This is a genomic window from Solibacillus sp. FSL K6-1126 (assembly GCF_038003445.1).
Classification (GTDB): Bacteria; Bacillota; Bacilli; order Bacillales_A; family Planococcaceae; genus Solibacillus; species Solibacillus silvestris.
Window position 1 is genome coordinate 1,462,927 of record NZ_JBBOPD010000001.1, and the last position, 20,295, is coordinate 1,483,221.

The 20,295-nt window shown below is 39.5% G+C and carries 24 protein-coding genes; all 24 read left to right on the forward strand.

Features of this window, described 5'->3' with window-relative positions:
* Positions 1 to 49 precede the first annotated feature (49 nt).
* The 24 genes from der to MHH44_RS07175 all read left to right on the forward strand — a co-directional run bounded on the left by der (position 50) and on the right by MHH44_RS07175 (position 20,275).
* Positions 50 to 1,360 (forward strand): ribosome biogenesis GTPase Der, encoded by a 1,311-nt coding sequence (gene der, locus MHH44_RS07060; RefSeq protein WP_008404927.1) that lies wholly within the window; start codon positions 50 to 52, stop codon positions 1,358 to 1,360.
* Positions 1,361 to 1,473: 113 nt separating this feature from the next.
* Positions 1,474 to 2,487 (forward strand): NAD(P)H-dependent glycerol-3-phosphate dehydrogenase, encoded by a 1,014-nt coding sequence (locus tag MHH44_RS07065; RefSeq protein WP_008404925.1) that lies wholly within the window; start codon positions 1,474 to 1,476, stop codon positions 2,485 to 2,487.
* Between the two features lie 143 nt (positions 2,488 to 2,630).
* On the forward strand, positions 2,631 to 2,900 hold the full coding sequence (locus MHH44_RS07070) for a DUF2768 domain-containing protein (protein ID WP_008404924.1): 270 nt from the start codon (positions 2,631 to 2,633) through the stop codon (positions 2,898 to 2,900).
* Between the two features lie 20 nt (positions 2,901 to 2,920).
* Positions 2,921 to 3,643, forward strand: coding sequence for a hypothetical protein (locus MHH44_RS07075; protein WP_065216962.1), 723 nt, complete (start codon positions 2,921 to 2,923; stop codon positions 3,641 to 3,643).
* A gap of 97 nt (positions 3,644 to 3,740) precedes the next feature.
* Positions 3,741 to 5,255: a stage IV sporulation protein A gene (spoIVA, locus tag MHH44_RS07080; protein WP_008404922.1), complete on the forward strand. Its 1,515-nt coding sequence runs from the start codon at positions 3,741 to 3,743 to the stop codon at positions 5,253 to 5,255.
* 199 nt (positions 5,256 to 5,454) lie between these two features.
* Positions 5,455 to 5,727 carry an HU family DNA-binding protein gene (locus MHH44_RS07085; protein WP_004232618.1) on the forward strand — a complete coding sequence of 91 codons (273 nt, stop codon included), beginning with the start codon at positions 5,455 to 5,457 and terminating at the stop codon, positions 5,725 to 5,727.
* A 338-nt stretch (positions 5,728 to 6,065) separates the two neighbouring features.
* Positions 6,066 to 6,635: a GTP cyclohydrolase I FolE gene (folE, locus tag MHH44_RS07090; protein WP_014824310.1), complete on the forward strand. Its 570-nt coding sequence runs from the start codon at positions 6,066 to 6,068 to the stop codon at positions 6,633 to 6,635.
* A gap of 55 nt (positions 6,636 to 6,690) precedes the next feature.
* A complete protein-coding gene (mtrB, locus tag MHH44_RS07095) occupies positions 6,691 to 6,906 on the forward strand; it encodes a trp RNA-binding attenuation protein MtrB (protein WP_008404919.1) in 216 nt (71 codons plus the stop codon).
* A gap of 69 nt (positions 6,907 to 6,975) precedes the next feature.
* Positions 6,976 to 7,716: a heptaprenyl diphosphate synthase component 1 gene (locus MHH44_RS07100; RefSeq protein ID WP_340798143.1), complete on the forward strand. Its 741-nt coding sequence runs from the start codon at positions 6,976 to 6,978 to the stop codon at positions 7,714 to 7,716.
* A 25-nt stretch (positions 7,717 to 7,741) separates the two neighbouring features.
* Positions 7,742 to 8,443, forward strand: coding sequence for a demethylmenaquinone methyltransferase (locus MHH44_RS07105; protein WP_008404917.1), 702 nt, complete (start codon positions 7,742 to 7,744; stop codon positions 8,441 to 8,443).
* Positions 8,444 to 8,465: 22 nt separating this feature from the next.
* On the forward strand, positions 8,466 to 9,440 hold the full coding sequence (gene hepT / locus MHH44_RS07110) for a heptaprenyl diphosphate synthase component II (RefSeq protein WP_008404916.1): 975 nt from the start codon (positions 8,466 to 8,468) through the stop codon (positions 9,438 to 9,440).
* A 293-nt stretch (positions 9,441 to 9,733) separates the two neighbouring features.
* Positions 9,734 to 10,153, forward strand: a complete 420-nt coding sequence (ndk, locus tag MHH44_RS07115; protein WP_008404915.1) for a nucleoside-diphosphate kinase — start codon at positions 9,734 to 9,736, stop codon at positions 10,151 to 10,153.
* A 153-nt stretch (positions 10,154 to 10,306) separates the two neighbouring features.
* The gene (locus MHH44_RS07120; protein WP_008404914.1) at positions 10,307 to 10,522 is read left to right on the forward strand and encodes a hypothetical protein; all 216 of its coding nucleotides are present in this window, start codon (positions 10,307 to 10,309) and stop codon (positions 10,520 to 10,522) included.
* Between the two features lie 39 nt (positions 10,523 to 10,561).
* Positions 10,562 to 10,783 carry a hypothetical protein gene (locus tag MHH44_RS07125; protein WP_008404913.1) on the forward strand — a complete coding sequence of 74 codons (222 nt, stop codon included), beginning with the start codon at positions 10,562 to 10,564 and terminating at the stop codon, positions 10,781 to 10,783.
* A gap of 21 nt (positions 10,784 to 10,804) precedes the next feature.
* Complete coding sequence (locus MHH44_RS07130; RefSeq protein WP_008404912.1) at positions 10,805 to 11,044, forward strand: hypothetical protein; 240 nt, start codon at positions 10,805 to 10,807, stop codon at positions 11,042 to 11,044.
* Positions 11,045 to 11,124: 80 nt separating this feature from the next.
* Positions 11,125 to 11,895, forward strand: coding sequence for a CheR family methyltransferase (locus tag MHH44_RS07135; protein ID WP_340798145.1), 771 nt, complete (start codon positions 11,125 to 11,127; stop codon positions 11,893 to 11,895).
* A gap of 265 nt (positions 11,896 to 12,160) precedes the next feature.
* Positions 12,161 to 13,342 carry a chorismate synthase gene (gene aroC / locus MHH44_RS07140; protein ID WP_340798146.1) on the forward strand — a complete coding sequence of 394 codons (1,182 nt, stop codon included), beginning with the start codon at positions 12,161 to 12,163 and terminating at the stop codon, positions 13,340 to 13,342.
* A gap of 1 nt (position 13,343) precedes the next feature.
* Complete coding sequence (gene aroB / locus MHH44_RS07145) at positions 13,344 to 14,429, forward strand: 3-dehydroquinate synthase (RefSeq protein ID WP_340798147.1); 1,086 nt, start codon at positions 13,344 to 13,346, stop codon at positions 14,427 to 14,429.
* A 2-nt stretch (positions 14,430 to 14,431) separates the two neighbouring features.
* On the forward strand, positions 14,432 to 14,794 hold the full coding sequence (gene aroH / locus MHH44_RS07150) for a chorismate mutase (protein ID WP_008404905.1): 363 nt from the start codon (positions 14,432 to 14,434) through the stop codon (positions 14,792 to 14,794).
* A 25-nt stretch (positions 14,795 to 14,819) separates the two neighbouring features.
* Entirely contained in the window at positions 14,820 to 15,920 is a 1,101-nt protein-coding gene (hisC, locus tag MHH44_RS07155) for a histidinol-phosphate transaminase (RefSeq protein ID WP_340798148.1), read from the forward strand.
* Positions 15,917 to 17,014 carry a prephenate dehydrogenase gene (locus tag MHH44_RS07160; protein ID WP_008404902.1) on the forward strand — a complete coding sequence of 366 codons (1,098 nt, stop codon included), beginning with the start codon at positions 15,917 to 15,919 and terminating at the stop codon, positions 17,012 to 17,014. Before hisC ends, MHH44_RS07160 begins: the two co-directional genes overlap by 4 nt.
* Positions 17,015 to 17,026: 12 nt before the next feature.
* Positions 17,027 to 18,313, forward strand: a complete 1,287-nt coding sequence (aroA, locus tag MHH44_RS07165; RefSeq protein ID WP_340798149.1) for a 3-phosphoshikimate 1-carboxyvinyltransferase — start codon at positions 17,027 to 17,029, stop codon at positions 18,311 to 18,313.
* Between the two features lie 153 nt (positions 18,314 to 18,466).
* Positions 18,467 to 19,711, forward strand: coding sequence for a tetratricopeptide repeat protein (locus tag MHH44_RS07170; protein WP_008404898.1), 1,245 nt, complete (start codon positions 18,467 to 18,469; stop codon positions 19,709 to 19,711).
* A gap of 15 nt (positions 19,712 to 19,726) precedes the next feature.
* Positions 19,727 to 20,275: a ReoY family proteolytic degradation factor gene (locus tag MHH44_RS07175; RefSeq protein WP_014824302.1), complete on the forward strand. Its 549-nt coding sequence runs from the start codon at positions 19,727 to 19,729 to the stop codon at positions 20,273 to 20,275.
* Positions 20,276 to 20,295: the final 20 nt, after the last annotated feature.

The window sequence follows — 20,295 nt, forward strand, 5'->3', positions numbered from 1 at the left end:
AATTCGTGTATAATACGGAAAGACAAGAGTTTGGAAGGATGAAGTACAGATGACAAAACCAGTAATCGCCATCGTAGGACGTCCGAACGTAGGTAAATCGACAATTTTTAACAGAATTGTTGGAGAACGTGTATCGATCGTGGAAGATATCCCAGGTGTAACACGTGACCGTATTTATAGTTCGGCTGATTGGCTAGCACATGAATTTAATATTATCGACACTGGTGGTATTGAAATTGGAGACGAGCCGTTTTTAGAGCAAATTCGCCAACAAGCGGAAATTGCGATTGATGAGGCGGACGTTATTATTTTCATGACTAATGGACGTGAAGGTGTTACGGCTGCAGATGAGCAAGTAGCAAAAATTTTATATAAAACAAAAAAACCGGTTGTCTTGGCAATTAATAAAATCGACAACCCGGATATGCGTCATATGATTTATGACTTCTATTCATTAGGTTTCGGTGAGCCTTGGCCAATTTCAGGTTCGCACGGATTAGGCTTAGGGGATTTATTGGATGAATGTGCGAAACATTTCCCGCAGCCGGATGAAGAGCAATATGATGATGATACGATTAAATTCTCTTTAATCGGGCGTCCGAATGTTGGGAAATCTTCACTTGTGAATGCCTTTTTAGGTCAGGACCGCGTTATTGTAAGTGAAATTCAAGGGACAACTCGTGATGCAATCGACTCTCCGTACTCATATGATGGACAAGATTATGTCATTATTGATACAGCGGGTATGCGTAAAAAAGGGAAAGTCTATGAATCAACAGAAAAGTATTCGGTACTACGTGCACTGCGCGCAATCGAGCGTTCAGACGTTGTTTTAGTTGTTCTGAATGCAGATGAAGGCATTCAGGAACAGGATAAAAAAATCGCTGGCTATGCACATGAAGCTGGTAAAGCAGTCATTATTGTTGTAAACAAATGGGATGCGATTGAAAAAGACGAGAAAACGATGAATATCTTTACAGAACAAATTCGTGAGCATTTCCTGTTTTTAGATTATGCACCAATCGTGTTTGTATCTGCTAAAACAAAACAGCGTGTACACAATATTTTACCGATTATTAAGCGTGTTAGTGAAAACCACGCAATGCGTATTCAATCATCAATTTTAAATGAAGTAATTGAAGATTCGATCGCACGTAATCCTGCACCAACAGATAAAGGGCGTCGTTTACGTATTTACTACGCAACACAAGTGGCGATTAAACCACCGACATTCGTTGTATTCGTAAATGAACCGGAAATGATGCACTTCTCATACGAGCGCTTTTTAGAAAACCGTATCCGAGAGACTTTCGACTTTGAAGGAACTCCGATACGTTTAATTACACGTGCTCGTGACTAAATCAATAAAAAGAGCGCTAGTTTATGTAAATGAACTAGCGTTTTTGTTCATAATAGGGTTTGACTTGAAGGATAAATTTTAAATGACTTTAAGTGAAATTGGGGGTTTTTTTAATGGAAAATGTAGTAGTTTTAGGAGCCGGTTCCTGGGGAACGGCACTGGCCGTTGTTTTAGCTGAAAACGGCCATAATACGTTAATTTGGTCGCATCGCGAAGATCAGGCATCTGAGATTAATGAACAGCATACAAATAAAAAATATTTGCCGAATACGATATTGCCAAGTAATTTAAAGGCGACTTCAAATTTAGAAGAGGCAGCGCAACACGGTTCTACGATTGTTATGGCAGTACCGACAAAAGGGATTCGCGAAGTTTGCGGCAACATTTCGGAGTATTTAACTGAAAAAGCATTATTTGTCCATGTATCTAAAGGGATTGAGCCGGATACATTAATGCGTATCTCAGAGCTGATGAAAGAAAGCCTTGCTGAAAATGCGGTAAGTGATATCGTTGTTTTATCTGGTCCTTCTCACGCGGAGGAAGTCGTTTTGAAACACCCGACTACGGTAACTGCTGCTTGCGAAAACTTAGAAGCTGCAGAAAAAGTGCAGGATTTATTTATGAATCAATATTTGCGTGTTTACACGAATGATGATGTAATTGGTGTTGAAATTGGCGGGGCACTTAAAAATGTTATTGCGCTTGCTGCAGGGATGACGGATGGACTTGATTTCGGTGATAACGCAAAGGCTGCCCTGATTACACGCGGTCTCGCAGAAATTACGCGGCTAGGTGTTAAAATGGGGGGCAACCCATTTACGTTTGCTGGACTGACTGGGATGGGCGATTTAATTGTTACATGTACAAGTGTCCATTCCCGAAACTGGCGCGCGGGCAATATGCTCGGAAAAGGAATGAAGCTTGAGCAAGTACTGGATGAGATGGGAATGGTTGTCGAAGGTGTACGGACAACGAAGGCGACATATCAGCTCTCAAAAAAATACGATGTTTCTATGCCAATTACATCAGCGCTATATGATGTGCTGTTCAATAATATGGAACCGAGAGCATTGGTTGAATCATTAATGCTGCGGACGAAAAAAAGCGAAATTGATGAGATGAGCTGAACTAGTATATTTTTCAGGATTTCCAATTAATTTAATAATTTGTCACAAATAAGGAGGGATACTTGTATGCCTCCTGTTTTTTTTTACCTGAAAAGGCTATAATTATTAGCAGTATCAACAATAAATGGAAAGGCGGTTTTAATGTGCAACACAATCTGCAGCTCATGAATCCACTATCAAATTTACTTTTAAATTCTGCACGTGGCCCATTAGCGAGTATGCATGCGTTAGATGTTATGTGGATTTCTTTTTATTCGATTGGTTTACTGTTAGTATCAATTCTCATTATTACAGCAGTCCGTAAGTGGGTACATAATATGGTTTTGTCATTTTTATTGAAATTAGTAGCTTATGTCATGTTTTTTATCGGCACATTGTTAATGGTTCTTGTCGTGCTTACATGGCCGAACTAATATAGGAGGAAATACATAATATGAGATCATCAAAATGGTTTGTTCTATTGTCGTTGGTCATTTTAGTGTTGACCGGCTGCGGCTCACCGACAAATTTTGACCAGTCCAGTTTAAGGCCGGATGTCGATATGCTTGCCAGCGTACAGCGTGCGGTCAATGAATATCGCGAAGATACAGGGGTTCTTCCGATTAAAACTCGTGACCAGGATACAGACATCTTCATTAAATACTTAATCGACTTTGAAAAGCTTGTTCCAAAATATATTGGCTCCCCTCCTGCAAATTCCTATGAAAAGGGCGGTATTTTTCAATATATTATTTGGGATCCGGAAGAAAATCCAACAGTAAAGCTCGTCGATTTACGCACACCGGAACGTATTCGCGAAATTAATATCCGCTTCAAAGGAACAACATATCCGCAATTCAAAGATAAAATAGTTGAGCATGTCTACACGGTTAACTTTAAGAATATTGGCTATGAAGAAGATATAACTGTACAAAGTCCTTATTCGAACAATCAGCTGCCGATTGTCGTATCTGCTGAAGGGGACTTGTATGTCGATTATTCAATCGATTTATATACGTATATGAAAGACAATAATATAACAGCGGAGCCGGGAGAAGACATTCGCGGAATCTTGGTGGAAAACTTCCCGGTCGTTCCAGCTTACTCATTGCCGTACACGGTAGATGAAAACAATGAGCCTGTCATTATGTATGATCCAACGAAAAAAGAAAATTAAACAAAAAAAGGTGTGTAAAAAGTTAAATCTTTCTGCACACCTTTTTCATATTTAAAAATGTCAGTACATATAGTGTTTTGATAATGAATACTTCTAATTGGAGAAGATTACGGTATATAAAGGAGGCAATACAATTAGCGAGCATATTTTTCAGCAATTGGCAGAGCGTACGAATGGTGATCTTTATATCGGCGTTGTAGGACCGGTTAGGGTAGGGAAATCGACGTTTGTTAAAAAGGTAATGGAAGGCGTGATTTTACCTAATATCGAAAATGCCGAGGACCGCATGCGAGCGATGGATGAACTTCCTCAAAGCTCACCTGGACCTACAATTATGACGGCTGAGCCAAAGTTTGTCCCAGCACAGGGAACTACGGTTGCCTTTGGGGAAAGTGCAATACCGTTTCGCGTTAGAATGGTAGATTGTGTTGGCTATGTGATTGATGGCGCAAAAGGCTATGAAGATGAGTCAGGACCGAAGTATGTGCAAACACCTTGGCATAATGAAGCAATAGCGTTTCAAGAGGCTGCTAAAATCGGTACGGATAAAGTAATTCGGGATCATGCCAATATCGGGATTGTTGTGACAACAGATGGAACAGTAAACGGCATGTCACGAGCGGCTGTAGAAAAAGCGGAACAGCAAATTATTGAGCAGCTTACAGAGATTGGAAAGCCTTTCGTTATTGTTCTCAATAGTACGACACCGCATTCTACTGAAACACTACATTTACAGAATGCCCTGGCACAAAAATATGATGTTCCTGTTATTCCGACAGCCATTCAACATATGCAGTTGAACGATGTGATGCTTATTTTGCAAGAAGCGTTATTTGAGTTTAATGTGAATGAAATTCAAGTTGAAAAACCGGATTGGTTGGATGTTTTAGATGATACTCACCATTTAAATGAAACATTGGCATTTGCAACGGCGCAATTACAAGATGATGCAATGAAAATCCGTGATGTGGAAGCAGCAAGTCAACTGCTTCGCGAAATTGATTTTGTAGAAAGTTGTACCGTTGAAAATATTGATGCTGGACAGGGGATTGCGACATTACGTGTCAACATTCACAACGATTACTATAAGGAAGCGTGTACAGAATGGCTTGAAAAACCAGTCGATACAAAGAAAGAGTGGCTCCTATTTATTAAGGAAGCTTCAGAAGCAAAAGCGGCACAGCGAAGATTCCGCGATGCGATTGAACAAGCGAAGGAACACGGCTATGGTGTCACATTGCCTGCGATGGATGAATTTGATCCGAGCGAGCCGGAGCTGATTGAGCAAAACAATTTCTATGGTGTTCGTATGAAGGCGAAAGCTCCTTCTTATCATATTATTCGAATTGATATGGAAGCGGAATTCTCGCCGTTGATCGGATCTGAATTCCACAGTCAGCACCTGCTGAAAGACTTGCAGCATGCTTATGAATTTGACCGTCAGGCATTATGGCAAACACAATTATTCGGAACACCGCTCCATGAAGTATTGACGGAAAGTATTCGTTTCAAAATGAAAAGTGTTCCGACACATGCGAAAAACAGAATGCGCCTCATGCTGGAAAGATTAATAAATGAAGGCGAAAGAGGTTTAATCACGTTTATTATCTAACATACTAATTGAATAGGAAGTACTTACAATTACAGGGCGGTTCACTTTTATAGGTGAATTGTCCTGTAATTTTAGTTTTTTTTCAAAAAATGATGAAATATATGCAAAACATGAAGGAATTCAGTTGCGTCGCGGTTTTCTGTATGTTAATCTTTTTACAGGATTTAGATTCATGACCCTTTGAGAGGAGGTGAATGGTGTGAATAAAACAGAATTAGTAAACTCTGTTGCTGAAGCTGCAGGTCTTTCTAAAAAAGACGCTTCTAAAGCAGTTGAAGCTGTATTTGATACAATTCAAGATGCTCTTGCAAAGGGTGACAAAGTACAATTAATCGGTTTTGGTAACTTTGAAGTTCGTGAGCGTGCAGCACGTAAAGGTCGTAACCCACAAACGGGTAAGGAAATCGAAATTGCTGCTTCTAAAGTACCTGCTTTCAAGCCAGGTAAAGCACTTAAGGACGCTGTAAAATAATTCAGTTTCTCGAGGTACATAGAGCAGCTCTCAGTCTAACTGAGAGCTGCTCTTTTTTGATTTCAGTTGTTTTTACCTAACTATGCTAAAAATAGTATAACTGTTTTGAACTTATGAGCTTAATGTGCTACGATTCAAGAGTGTATTTAACCTTTTTCGCTTAGGTATGAACAAATAGTGAAAAATTTAATATAGATTAAAAATTAATTTTCCCGCAATTAACGGGTACTTAGCTTGTGTTTCTTCTAATCCGTAGGGGAAAACCTTACTGATTGAAGTTTCACTTTATATAAATTTATACATAATAAACGTTTTGGTTTGTAGGAGGAATTTGTTTCATGTCAAATGTCGATTTAAATAAGATAGAAGAAGCAGTAAAGATGATTTTGGAAGCAGTTGGGGAAGATGTGACGCGTGAAGGATTACTGGATACACCAAAACGTGTTTCGAAAATGTATGCGGAAATGTTCAGCGGCTTACAAGAAGATCCGCGTGATTATTTCAGTACAGTGTTCCATGAAGATCATGAAGAACTAGTTTTAGTAAAAGATATTCCATTTTTTTCAATGTGTGAACATCATTTAGTTCCTTTTTACGGAACAGCCCATATTGCCTACATACCTAAAGACGGAAAAGTTGCAGGTTTAAGTAAACTTGGACGCTGCCTTGAATCAGTAGCACGCCGTCCACAACTTCAGGAACGTATTACTTCAACTGTAGCGGATACAATTATGGAAATGCTGAATCCAAAAGGCGTTTATGTTGTAGTGGAAGCGGAACATATGTGTATGACGATGCGCGGATTAAAAAAACCGGGCGCTAAAACAGTTACGGCTGTAGCGCGAGGTATTTATGAACAGGATGCAGTAAAGCGCAATGAAGTGAATACATTCATCCAAATGAAATAATAATAACAAATATGGTATTATAGACAAAGAAATTAACATGTGGGGAGATTGTATAATGGGACAATCAGAATATATTATTATCGAAGCAGAAGAAGATGGTGTACATGTTATTGGTTTAACACGCGGGACAGATACTAAATTCCACCATTCAGAAAAGCTGGATGCTGGTGAAGTTATGATCGCCCAGTTTACTGAACATACATCGGCAATGAAAATTCGCGGTAAAGCTAAAATTCACTCTGCACACGGTACGGTTCAAAGTAAAAAATAGCATATCGTAATTTTTAGGTAAATATAAAATCGTACTTATGCTTTATAACATTGAAATGGAGTAATTTCTATGAATGCAACATCTATTACACAATCGGTTCAGACGCTAAAATCTAATATTCTTCAGCATGTTCATCATAGAGCATTACTTCAAAACGTTGGACAACCGACTTTACAAGAAGAACAGCTGTTTTTCATCCAGCTTCCTTTTTTAAATGGTGCTCTTATGAACGATGAACATCAAATAAGCGCAGTTACAGTTGGGATTGTACATGCTTCACTGACAGAGCACGAAAAAGTGAAGGAAGTGGAAGCGACGAGCAAAGAACAGCAGCTGCTTGTTCTTTCCGGTGATTATTATAGTGGTCGGTATTATCAGTTACTCGCACAATCAGGGAATATTTTCTTAATCCAAAAGCTGTCGGAAGGAATCGTAAATCGTTGTGAGCACCAAATACGTCTTTATGAAGCGCAAAAACGGTCATTTGAACAGTGGATTGAAAGTTTGATGGTGATTGAAAGCGAATTGATTGCCCAATATTATGATGTATATGGTTTCGCATCTTATGCAGAATTGATGAAACGAACGTTAACATATATTCGTTTGAAAAAAGAGCTGGATTTATTGAAAAAAGGACAGCCATGTTTTTTATATAAGGCGTTTGCAGCTGATTCAATTATGATGGACTCTATTATTGAAGCCTTACAGGATCATTTATATGACATGGAGCGACAATTGAGAGAAGACTTGACGAATATCGATTTAAAAGATGAATTAAAACATTCCATTGAGCAATACATCACTTTTTAGTGAGTTTAGAAAGGTCTTGAAAAAAATGGCGAAATCGAAAGAACAACATGTTCATGAAGTGTTTGAAAACATTTCAGAGAGCTACGATAAAATGAACTCGGTCATTAGCTTCCAAATGCATGTTGGATGGCGTGAAGATACGATGAAACGTATGGCAGTAAAAAAAGGTTCGAAATGTCTTGATGTTTGCTGCGGTACAGCTGATTGGACAATTGCTTTATCGAAAGCAGTCGGTGAAGAAGGGGTAGTAAAAGGGCTGGATTTCAGTGAGAATATGCTGAAGGTCGGCAAGCAGAAAACCGAGAATATCCCGAATATCGAGCTGATTCACGGAAATGCAATGGAACTACCATTTGAAGATAATACATTTGATTATGTGACGATTGGTTTTGGCTTACGAAATGTACCGGACTATATGCAAGTATTGCGTGAAATGAATCGGGTCGTTAAACCAGGCGGAATGGTCGTATGTCTGGAAACTTCTCAATCCGAAATTCCGGTATACCGCCAACTTTTCCGTTTTTACTTTAATCATATTATGCCGCTGTTCGGAAAGATTTTTGCGAAAAGCTATAAAGAATATTCATGGCTGCAAAAGTCTGCGAATGATTTTCCAGGCATGAAAAAATTAGCGCAAATGTTCCGGGAAGCCGGTTATGAAAATGTCACATATAAACCATATAGCGGTGGGGCAGCAGCTATGCACATGGGTTTTAAGAAGAAATAAAAGTGGGAGTAGGTTTTGACGCGTGGAAAAGATGAAAATCAAAATGCTATATGCCGATATTAAATCAGATATAGAAGTCATCGAAAACGAATTGGAACAAGCGTTGAATTCATCTTCACACTTATTGAATGATGCCTCAGTCCATTTACTGCAAGCTGGTGGAAAACGTATTCGACCAGTATTTACGTTACTAAGTGCCAAGTTTGGTGACTATAATATTGACCGAATGAAAAACATTGCCGTTCCCCTGGAATTGATTCATATGGGTTCATTGGTGCATGATGATGTCATTGACAATTCAGATATGCGCCGTGGCCGGGAGACAGTGAAAGCACAGTGGAACAACCGTGTGGCGATGTATACAGGAAATTTTATATTTGCACGTGCATTACAATATGTAACAAGCATTGAAAATCCAAGAGCCCATCAAATATTAGCTAAAACAATGGTTGAGCTAGTAAATGGTGAAGTCATTCAAATTGAGGATAAGTTTCGTTTAGATCAAAGCTTGAAAGATTACTTCCGACGTATTAAACGTAAAACTGCTTTATTGATTGAATCAAGTTGTGAGCTTGGGGCAGTCGTAAGTGGTGCCGATGAAAAAACAGCAAGGCATTTAAAACGTTACGGTTATTTTGTAGGAATGAGCTTTCAAATAGTAGATGATATATTAGATTTTACAGCGACAGACAAGCAGCTCGGGAAACCGGCTGGCAGTGATTTAATGAACGGGAATGTCACATTGCCGATATTGTTGATGAAAGATGATCCGCAGCTTGCCCCTTATTTGACGAAAGTGGCAGTAGCTGGATTAACAGAAGAAGAGCGCCAAAATATGCTGGCCCTTGTCCGGAATTCGGAAGCGATAAAAGAAGCAACCCATATTAGTAATTTGTATTTAAAAAAGGCTTTAAAAGAAATCGAGGCATTGCCGAAGCACCCAATGAAGAAAAAATTGCGTGATATTGCGCTGTTTATGGGTAAGAGAAAATCTTAAAATAATCTAGCCAATTGATAGAATCATCATAAGTTGGTGATGGCAAAATTTAATATCAACGCAAGTTGATTGGAATGGAGGGGAGGCGACTCCTGCGGGAATAGCGTGACGCCTGAATCTACAGGCTCAGGCCACGCCCGCGGAAAGCGTCCGACCCGCAATGGAAATCAACATATGTTATTGAATGAACCAATTTATGGGCAAATCTAATATTTGTTGCAGTATGAGTAGGATTTTGGTAATATTTATCGGTAGGTGTAAAACCTTTTACTCAAATTTAAGGAGTGTTTATAATGGCAATCGAAAAAACTTTTTTAATGGTTAAACCAGATGGCGTAGAACGTCAAGTAATCGGAGATATCGTTGACCGTTTTGAGCGTCGCGGTTTCGTAATGCGCGGAGCAAAATTAATGGTACCAACTCGTGATTTAGCTGAAAAACACTATGCAGAGCACGCTGAGCGTCCTTTCTTCGGTGAATTAGTAGACTTCATCACTTCAGGCCCAGTATTCGGTATGGTTTGGGAAGGCGAAAACGTTATCCAATTATCTCGTATCATGATGGGTGCTACAAAGCCAGAAGAATCAGCTCCTGGTACAATCCGCGGTGACTACGCTGTAACTTTATCACACAACGTAATCCACGGTTCTGACTCTTTAGCTTCTGCTGAACGTGAAATCGGTTTATGGTTCCCAGAAGGAATCGCTGAATAATAAAACTTACAAAAAGCTACCACTTTTAAGTGGTAGCTTTTTTTATATGGAACAGGAAAAACATGGACTATTAATGGTATAATAAATCGGAATAATGAAACTATTTTTGGAATACATACGTATAAAAAGTACTGATAGATTAGGGGGATGTATATGTGGGTTTTGGCCGTTATTTCAGTTATGGCAGTAGGGGCGATTGCAGTCATCACCGATGCACGCAATGAAAGTAAACGGATTGAAGTAAATAAATTAACGAAAGAAATTGAGCTGGAACAATTACGTCTTGAAAATTACGATAAAGAAACAGAAAAAATGCGACTGGAATTGGAACATTCAAAGCAAATATTGTTGGAGCATAACCAAAAGTAATTATTCTACTAATTTAACTATTCATAAGGGGTGACATCCATGTTCTGGGCAATGATTACAATAATCGCTGTAGTAGGAATATTAACAGACACGTATACGAAAAATAAAAATATAGAGCTAAAGCGTCTCGATAAAGAAATCAAACTTGAAAAACTTAGACTCGAAACTTACGATAAAGAAACAGCGAAGATGCAGCTTGAATTGGAACAGACAAAGCAATTACTGCTTGAAACACAATTAACAGATCGATCAGACAAGTAAAATAATCATTAGAGGAGCGTAATGAAACGTATGGAAGATATTATTATTATATGTATTATTTTCGGGTCAGGGGCTTTGATTGCATTAACCGCAATACTGACAGCACATAAACGATCGAGTATGAAACTGCAAATTAGAATGTTGGAGAAAGAGGCCGAACTTGAACAGATTCGTTTGCAGAGCTACCATTCTGAAACGGAAAAGATGAAGCTGGAACTTGAACAATCGAAACAACTTTTGCTGGAAAGACACATTGATTAACGTTTATGGGCGAAATCTGTTTCGAGTTCTGAAATTTTCAGCTATAATAGGCATACGTTAGATGAGGGGAAAGATGAATAATGTCAGATTATGTACAATTTATTGATGGCATTAAGCGCAAAACGGGCATTGATTTAGCCCTTTATAAAGAAGCGCAAATGAAACGTCGGTTAACATCATTATATGAAAAAAAGGGATATCGGGACTTTGTTGATTTTTATAATGCATTGATAAAAGACCGTGAACTGATGAATGAATTTTTGGATCGTATGACAATAAACGTTTCAGAGTTTTACCGGAACGGAAAACGGTGGGAAATATTACAAAATAAAATTTTCCCTTTACTGCTGCAATCTAACAAACGTCTGAAAATATGGAGCGCTGCTTGTTCAACGGGAGAAGAGCCGTATAGTTTGGCGATGGTGTTGTCCCACCACTTACCGTTATCCCAAGTGAATATACTGGCAACGGATTTGGATGAAAATGTTATCCAAAAAGCGAAGTTGGGCCTTTACCCGGAACGGTCTCTTGCAGAAGTGCCAAGACCTGTTCAGTCAAAGTATTTTACCCAAGAAGGTCCGTTTTACAAAGTGAAAGATGAGATTAAGCGTACGGTTAATTTTAAGAAACATAATTTACTAAATGATCCTTATGAATCGAATTTTGATTTGATTGTTTGCCGGAATGTAATGATTTATTTCACTGAAGAAGCGAAAGATCAGATCTATGCAAACTTCAGTAAAGCATTGCGTCCAGGTGGCATTTTATTTGTAGGGTCAACAGAGCAGATATTTAATCCTGCAAAATATGATTTTGAAGTTGAAGATACATTTTTTTACCGTAAAAAATAATAGTACAATAATAGATGCTCTGTCGAACGTAGAAGCTTAAGTTGAGATATACTTTAGAAAGCTATATATGAATGCGCTTTTCGGATAATAGAGCGAAAAGCGTATTTTTGTTTCTTTCTGCTGATAAATGTGGCGTTTTTTAGTTGGAACGTTCAGAATATTCTAAAATAGCTTGTTTAATAGCGGAAACAGTACTGTTATTTAATTTGAAATATGTTATAGTGAAAAATACATACTTTAGCGAGTTGAAGGGAGAAAGTGTTTAATGCGTTATTTAACAGCAGGTGAGTCACACGGACCACAATTAACAACAATTATCGAGGGGTTGCCTTCATTACTTCCAGTAACAGCAGAAAAAATAAATTATGATTTAAAACGTCGTCAAGGTGGTCACGGTCGTGGTCGTCGCATGCAAATTGAGACAGATACAGTGGAAATTGTATCAGGAGTCCGTCACGGGCAAACATTAGGCTCACCAGTCGCATTAGTCGTAACAAATGATGACTGGAAACACTGGACAAAAATTATGGGTGCGGCCAAGTTGCCGGAAGATATCGATCCATCTGAAATTAAACGTCAAATTTCACGTCCACGTCCAGGTCACGCTGATCTAGTCGGAGGAATGAAATACGGTCACCGTGATCTACGGAATGTACTGGAGCGTTCAAGTGCACGTGAAACAACAGTACGTGTTGCAGTTGGTTCCGTGGCAAAAGCATTGTTAAACGAGCTTGGGATTTCGATTGTTTCTCATGTTACGGAAATTGTAGGTATTAAAGCAGACAGCAGTTTATTAGAAGGAAAAACAGCAGATGAAATCCGTGCAATTATTGAAAATGACCCATGTTACTGTATCGATCCGGAAGCTTCGGCAAAAATGGTTACAGCTATTGATGAAGCGAAGAAGGCTGGGGATTCAATCGGCGGTGTTGTAGAAGTCATTGTAGAAGGCTTACCTGCTGGAATCGGTTCTTATGTACATTATGATCGTAAGTTGGATGCAAAGCTGGCATCAGCAATGCTGAGTATTAATGCATTTAAAGGTGTCGAGTTTGGGATCGGTTTTGAAATGGCACGCAAAAAAGGATCGGAAGTACACGATGAAATTTTATGGGATGAAGAAAAAGGCTATACGCGAGCAACAAATCGTTTAGGTGGTTTGGAAGGTGGTATGACGACAGGAATGCCGATTGTCGTACGTGGTGTGATGAAGCCAATTCCAACATTATATAAACCGTTGCAAAGTGTGGACATTGAAACGAAAGAGCCGTTTAAAGCAAGTGTCGAGCGTTCTGACAGCTGTGCAGTACCTGCAGCATCGATCGTTGCGGAACATGTTATTGCCTGGGAAATCGCAAATGCAATTGTTGAGCAGTTCCATAGTGACCAATTACCACAATTAAAGGCGCAGTTGGATGAAATGCGTCAGTACACGAAGGAGTATTAATATGGAGATTCCGGTAAAAACTCCTTCACATTCATATGCTGTAACGATTGGGAAAGGGATATTACATGAAGCTTTAACAGCACAACATGACTTGTTTACTAAAGCCGATAAAATCATCGTATTGACAGACGAAAATGTTTGGACAGCACAGCAAAGCTATTTTGAAGCGAATTTCCCTTATATATTCGAAGTACATGTTATGCCTGCAGGGGAAAAGTGTAAAAGCTTTGATAACTACAATAGGGTCCAAACATATTTACTTAAGCAAAAGTGTACTAGAAAATCACTCATTATCGCGTTCGGCGGTGGTGCAGTCGGTGATTTAGCCGGTTTTGTTGCAGCCACTTATATGCGGGGTATTCCGTTTATCCAAGTGCCGACAACAATTTTGGCGCATGATTCAGCTGTTGGCGGAAAGACAGCCATCAATCATGAATTAGGGAAAAATATGATCGGTGCATTTTACCAGCCGGAAGCCGTAATTTTCGATATAACATTCTTACATAGCCTATCCGAAAAAGAAGTGCGCTCAGGGATGGCAGAAGTAATTAAGCATGCTCTGATTTCCGATGCACAATGGGTAGAAGAACTGCTGGAAGGTGATCATGTTACGGAACTTCCGGAAGATCTATTGGCGAATTATTTGGCGCATGGCATTCAAGTGAAAGCGACTATTGTTGAGCAGGATGAAACAGAACAGTCTGTCAGAAAGTATCTTAACTTAGGCCATACTTACGGACATGCAATTGAAGCAGCTGCAGGCTATGGACGTGTCGCCCATGGAGAAGCTGTCATGATCGGCCTTATTTTTTCACTTTTATTAAGTGAGAAATTCGGAAAAGTAAATCATCAATTTACAAAGCGCTTTTTACATTTTGCTATGGAAAATGGCTATCCGTTTGAAGCTGTTCAGGAATTTACATTTGAACAACTGACTGAATATTTACTGAAAGATAAAAAAGCAGACTACGGTCAATTGCAGTTCGTACTGCTTGAAACAATCGGACAGCCATTTGTCCAAAAAGTTGAACTTGAACAATGCAGAGAAATTGATCGTCAACTAAGAGCATTATTAGCGGAGGTGTAGCAATGATTCGTGGAATTCGCGGCGCAATTACGATTGTTGAAGATAAAGCCGAGTATGTATGGGGAGAAACGGCAAGACTTGTGAAAGAAGTTGCGAAACAAAATAAGATTGAACCGGAAGATATTGCCTCTGTGACAATCTCTACAACACCGGATATTCATTCTGCCTTTCCTGCCAAATCGGTACGGACGATGCCAGGATGGCAGTATGTGCCGATTATGTGTATGCATGAAATGGATGTGCCGGGTGCATTGCCATTATGTATTCGAGTATTACTACATGTAAATACGGATACGCCACAAAAAGAAATCCATCATGTATATTTAGAAGATGCGGTAAAGTTAAGACCAGATTTAGTGAAATAATTGCAAGTTAGAGGAGACGTTGAAGATGAAGTGGAAACAACAGTTATTTGGAATGAAAGCTTACCAACCGGGTAAACCAATCGAGGAAGTAAAGAAGCTTTTCGGTTTAGATGAAGTCGTGAAGCTTGCTTCAAATGAAAATCCCTTTGGCAGCTCACCAAAAGTAAAACAATTTTTACAAAAAGATGAGTCCAATCATGCAATTTATCCAGATGGCTATGCACAAAGCTTACGTACATCGTTGGCGAATTTTTATGGTGTTGCAGAAAATGAACTTATTTTAGGGAATGGATCAGATGACTTAATCGCAATCATTACCCGGGCATTACTTTATCCGGGTGTGAATACAGTCATGGCAGACCTGTCATTTTCTCAATACTGGCATAATGCAGAGATTGAAGGAGCAGAAGTGCGTAAAGTACCATTGAAAAACGGTGTCCATGATTTAGAAGCAATGCTAGAAGCAATTGATGAGAAAACATCAGTTGTTTGGGTATGTAATCCGAACAATCCGACAGGTACAATCGTATCGGATGACACATTAAGTGCCTTCTTGGCAAAGGTGCCTAAGGATGTTTTTGTAGTATTGGATGAAGCATATGTGGAATACATTAACGATGCCTCTTATAAAGATACATTGCATTATTTCCGTGACTACCCGAACTTAATTTTACTGCGCACATTCTCAAAAGCGTATGGATTGGCATCTTTCCGTGTCGGTTACGGGATTGCGCAGGCTGATATTATTGCGAAGCTTGATCCTGTGCGTGCGCCGTTCAACAATACGATCCTAAGTCAGCAAGTTGCGCAAATCGCTCTTCAAGACCAGGAATACATTGCCAGCTGTCGTGAAGCAAATGAAATCGGCAAAAAGCAGTTTGTAGAGTTCTGCGAGCAGCACGGATTAAATTATTTCCCTTCTCAAACAAACTTTGTGATGTTTGAAGTGAAGGCTCCGAGTAATGTAGTATTTGAAGAAATGATGAAGCGCGGATTTATTATCCGAAGCGGTGCTGCACTAGGATTGGAAGGGTATATTCGGGTGACAATCGGTACGGAAGCTCAAAATGCGAGATTTTTAAAATTGCTTGGAGAAGTCTTAAATGAGCAAGGAGTACTTGCATGACACGAAATGTCTTCGTAATCGGACTAGGGTTAATTGGTGGATCTGTAGCGATGGCTCTGCAGAAGGCACCACATACAAAAGTGTTCGGCTATGATGCTCATGAACAAACGCGACAATTAGCAGACACATTACAGGTCGTTCATGAAGTAGTTAAAAATCCTGCAGAGTTTGCAAAAGAAGCAGACGTAATTATATTCGGTACACCGGTAAATATCACACTCGATTTTATGGACCAGTTAAAGTCATGGGAATTAAAACGCAATGTCATTATTACAGATACAGGCAGTACGAAAGCGAAAATAATGGAAAAAGCATTAGAGCTGAGACAAATGGGCATTACATTTATCGGGGGGCACCCAATGGCAGGTTCCCATAAAAGCGGTATTACAGCAGCGAAGCCGTATTTACTGGAAAATGCCTACTATATGCTGACTCCTCATGAAGGAGAAGAACTTGAAAAGCTTGCGGCATTGGACGACCTGTTAAAATTTACGCTCGGTAAAATGGTCGTTGTCGATGCAAAGGTACATGATCATATGACGGCTGTTGTCAGTCATTTCCCTCATATTATCGCAGCATCTTTAGTACATCAGCTAAATAGTGAAAAAAAGACGTATCCGATGACCTCTTCGTTAGCTGCCGGGGGTTTCCGTGATATTACACGTATTGCTTCCTCGAACCCTGCTTTATGGCGTGACATTACAATGCAAAACAAGCAGGAACTAGTCGATCAGCTTGATAATTGGCTTACAGAAATGCAGCGGGTACGCAATTTATTAGCTGAAGGTGATGCGAAAGCAATCGAAAATTACTTCAGTGAAGCGCGTGATGTCCGGGACAGCTTGCCGGTTGCAAACGGTGCCTTATATATGCCGTATGATTTATATGTCGATATCCCGGATTATCCAGGGGTCATTTCAGAGGTGACAGGCTTATTGGCAGAAAATAATATTAGTATTACAAATATTCGTATCGTTGAAACACGTGTCGATGTTTTCGGTATTTTAGTCATTAGTTTCCAGACAAACGAAGACCGGGAACGTGCTGCACAATGCATTGAGCACAAGGCGAAGTTCGATACTTATATTTCTTAAAGGGGGGTTCATATGAGTACAACATTACAATACAGTCAACCGTCATTACGGGGAGATATTACAGTACCAGGTGATAAATCAGTCTCGCATCGGTCGGTTATGTTCGGCTCCATTGCAGAAGGAAAAACGACTGTCAGCGGCTTCTTATTAGGAGAAGATTGTCTGCGTACAATTGACTGCTTCCAAAAGCTTGGGGTAGACATTGAAGTGAACGGAACAGATGTAACGATAAACAGTCCAGGAATCGACGGTTGGACAGAACCGAAAGAAGTGCTTTACACAGGAAATTCCGGTACGACAACACGTTTAATGTTAGGCCTGTTATCCGGCACGAAATTACATACGATCATGACAGGTGACGCATCGATTGGTAAGCGTCCAATGCGCCGTGTTGCAGATCCATTGCGCTTAATGGGTGCGCAAATAGCCGGACGCGACAATGGTCAGTATACGCCACTTGCCATTCAGGGTGGACCGTTAAAAGCAATTGACTATAAAATGCCTGTTGCAAGTGCCCAAGTGAAATCAGCTATTTTACTTGCCGGTATCCGTGCAGAAGGTACAACGGTTGTGCGTGAGGAAGAGATTTCACGTGACCATACAGAACGTATGCTGCGACAGTTCGGTGCAACAGTAACAGTTGAGGATGGTGTCGTGTCACTGCAGGGCGGCCAAACACTGAATGGGACACATGTAAATGTGCCAGGCGATATTTCCTCGGCTGCTTTTTTCCTTGTTGCTGGTGCAATCGCGAAAAACAGCCGAATTGTTCTAAAAAATGTGGGGATCAATGAGACTCGTGACGGCATTTTGGAAGTGCTTCAAAAGATGGGTGCGAAAATGTCGGTTGCTATCGGTGACGAGAATGCGGCAGAACCAACTGCCACAATCACAATAGAAACTTCCAATCTGAAAGGAACGACGGTGGAAGGGGCTATTATTCCACGCTTAATCGATGAGATTCCGATTATTGCGCTGCTTGCCACACAAGCAGCCGGTAAAACGATTATTAAAGACGCGGAAGAACTTAAAGTGAAAGAAACAAACCGTATTGATGCCGTTGTCAATGAGTTAAAGAAGCTGGGAGCAAATATTGAAGCAACAGATGACGGTATGATAATCGAAGGCCCAACACCTTTACATGGCGGAAGTTTAAGAACATATGGTGATCATCGAATTGGCATGATGGGTGCAATCGCTGCCCTTATTGCGGACGGAGAAGTGGAATTGGATGATGCGGACTGTATCGCTGTTTCCTACCCAACTTTTTTTGATCATATCAATAATATTTTAAAATAATGATTTGCGGAGATGTAAAAAGAACTCACTTTTTACATCTCCTTTTCACTTTGCCAAGATGAATTTTATAAAACATCCAGATTCTTTTTCTTGTGATGCATTGCTTCGTCATGTAGCATAATATTGAGAACAAAAGAAAAAGGTGAACTACACATGGAACTATTACTACAAGCGATTCAAGAAGGAAATTTAGAGGAGATTAACCGACTTCTTGAATCTTTTTTAATGGATGCTGAACCCGCAGCACAATATGAAGTAGCTGAAGCACTTATGCATTATGGATTTTTAAATGAAGCAGACCGCGTATTTGAGCATTTGCAATTTTTATTTCCTGAGGAAGCGCAAATTTCAATCGACCGAGCAAGTGTGCTAATTGAGCTAGGTGAAGAGGATAATGCCCTTGATTTATTAATGGGAATTGCCGATGATGCACCAGAATATCCTCAAGCATTGTTAGTATTGGCGGACTATTATCAGATGCAGGGATTATTTGAAGTGGCGGAACAACGAATTAATGATGCGCTGCAAATTTTACCCCATGAACCTTTACTGCAATTTGCCAAAGCGGAATTATTATTTGAAACAGGACGTTTTACTGAGGCTGTTCGAATTTATGAGGAGCTTTATGCAATCGATAAAAAGTTTGCCGGTATAATTTTAGCCCAACGTCTTGCGGAAGTTTACCGTGCAGGTGCAGGTTATGAAACGGCCCTCGATTATTATATGGAAGCACTTGAAGAAGAAGTTACAGCAGATTTACTGTTTGGCTCGGCCTATGCAGCCTTCCAGACGGAAAAATATGAGCTTGCTATAAAACAATTGGAAGATTTAAAAGAGTTGGACCCTGACTATTTCGCTGCTTATTTACTGCTGGCGGAAAGTTATGCAATGCTCGAGGATAATGAGCGTGCTTTAAAAGTGATTAAAGAAGGTCTTAAACGAGATGAATACGATAAATCCCTCTATTTATTTGCGGGGAAAATGGCGATAAAAAATGGCAAACAACAAGAAGCGGTAGAGTTTTTAAGTGAGGCTATTGCCTTGGATCCAGAATATATGGAAGCAATTTTAGTATTAATGTCTGTTTACAATACGGAACAACGTTATGAAGAAATTATTTCACTATATGAACAGTTGCATCAAAATGAGTTCGAATGGGTCGCTTTATATCCATTTGTGGCCAATGCTTATAATGAAGAAGAACTGTTCGAAAAAGCATACGAAATTTATAAAGAGGCATATAATGAATTTAACGATGATGTTGAATTTTTAGAGAAGTACTTCCTGTTTTTAGTTGAGGACGGCAAGCGTGATGAAGCAAAACAAATTGCAGAGCGACTTGTCCAATTACAGCCTTCTGAACAGCAATGGACTGATTTATTAGAACGCTTTGAGTAAAGGGAGGATTGCATGTTGACATATTCCGTACCACTGAATGACAAAAAGTTGTTTATCAGGTGGTTTTTGAAAAATTTCCAGTTAAAAAGACGTGAAGGTGTATGGATTTTAAATTACTTACTAAGTAATGATGACTTGTTGAAAAACGTTCACTTTGTTGATGAAGCACATTATTGCCCGCGTTCCATTGTTATGTCGACAATTGAGACGACGAGCATCCCATTCCGATTTTATAAAGAAAATATTATGACATCCGATGCTGAAAAAGCATTCCATGATTTACGTATTAATGCTCATGAAGCAATTTATTTTCAGTTGAATTTTCCTAGTGTACCGCCTGATCCTCTGTATTTGGCGGTACTGGAGGAGAATCCTTATGTACCTGCTGATATCTTTATCAGTGAAAAAGACCGTCTAGCAGCAGAGCGTTTGCTGGAAAATAGTGTTCTAGAGTTCCAGGAACAGCAATTATTGAAAGAAATTGATGAAGCGCTGGATTCGGGCAATAAAGAGCGTTTTTTCGAGTTATCTAATTTATTGCAGGCATTAAAGCATACGAAGTAATTTTGAACTTTATAAAAAAA

Excerpts from the sequence above, each read along its gene's own strand:
- der (WP_008404927.1), top strand. The coding sequence starts at position 50 with ATGACAAAACCAGTAATCGCCATCGTAGGACGTCCGAACGTAGGTAAA.
- MHH44_RS07065 (WP_008404925.1), top strand. The coding sequence starts at position 1,474 with ATGGAAAATGTAGTAGTTTTAGGAGCCGGTTCCTGGGGAACGGCACTG.
- MHH44_RS07075 (WP_065216962.1), top strand. The coding sequence starts at position 2,921 with ATGAGATCATCAAAATGGTTTGTTCTATTGTCGTTGGTCATTTTAGTG.
- folE (WP_014824310.1), top strand. The coding sequence starts at position 6,066 with ATGTCAAATGTCGATTTAAATAAGATAGAAGAAGCAGTAAAGATGATT.
- mtrB (WP_008404919.1), top strand. The coding sequence starts at position 6,691 with ATGGGACAATCAGAATATATTATTATCGAAGCAGAAGAAGATGGTGTA.
- MHH44_RS07100 (WP_340798143.1), top strand. The coding sequence starts at position 6,976 with ATGAATGCAACATCTATTACACAATCGGTTCAGACGCTAAAATCTAAT.
- MHH44_RS07105 (WP_008404917.1), top strand. The coding sequence starts at position 7,742 with ATGGCGAAATCGAAAGAACAACATGTTCATGAAGTGTTTGAAAACATT.
- ndk (WP_008404915.1), top strand. The coding sequence starts at position 9,734 with ATGGCAATCGAAAAAACTTTTTTAATGGTTAAACCAGATGGCGTAGAA.
- MHH44_RS07120 (WP_008404914.1), top strand. The coding sequence starts at position 10,307 with ATGTGGGTTTTGGCCGTTATTTCAGTTATGGCAGTAGGGGCGATTGCA.
- MHH44_RS07125 (WP_008404913.1), top strand. The coding sequence starts at position 10,562 with ATGTTCTGGGCAATGATTACAATAATCGCTGTAGTAGGAATATTAACA.
- MHH44_RS07130 (WP_008404912.1), top strand. The coding sequence starts at position 10,805 with ATGAAACGTATGGAAGATATTATTATTATATGTATTATTTTCGGGTCA.
- MHH44_RS07135 (WP_340798145.1), top strand. The coding sequence starts at position 11,125 with ATGTCAGATTATGTACAATTTATTGATGGCATTAAGCGCAAAACGGGC.
- aroC (WP_340798146.1), top strand. The coding sequence starts at position 12,161 with ATGCGTTATTTAACAGCAGGTGAGTCACACGGACCACAATTAACAACA.
- aroB (WP_340798147.1), top strand. The coding sequence starts at position 13,344 with ATGGAGATTCCGGTAAAAACTCCTTCACATTCATATGCTGTAACGATT.
- aroH (WP_008404905.1), top strand. The coding sequence starts at position 14,432 with ATGATTCGTGGAATTCGCGGCGCAATTACGATTGTTGAAGATAAAGCC.
- hisC (WP_340798148.1), top strand. The coding sequence starts at position 14,820 with ATGAAGTGGAAACAACAGTTATTTGGAATGAAAGCTTACCAACCGGGT.
- MHH44_RS07160 (WP_008404902.1), top strand. The coding sequence starts at position 15,917 with ATGACACGAAATGTCTTCGTAATCGGACTAGGGTTAATTGGTGGATCT.
- aroA (WP_340798149.1), top strand. The coding sequence starts at position 17,027 with ATGAGTACAACATTACAATACAGTCAACCGTCATTACGGGGAGATATT.
- MHH44_RS07170 (WP_008404898.1), top strand. The coding sequence starts at position 18,467 with ATGGAACTATTACTACAAGCGATTCAAGAAGGAAATTTAGAGGAGATT.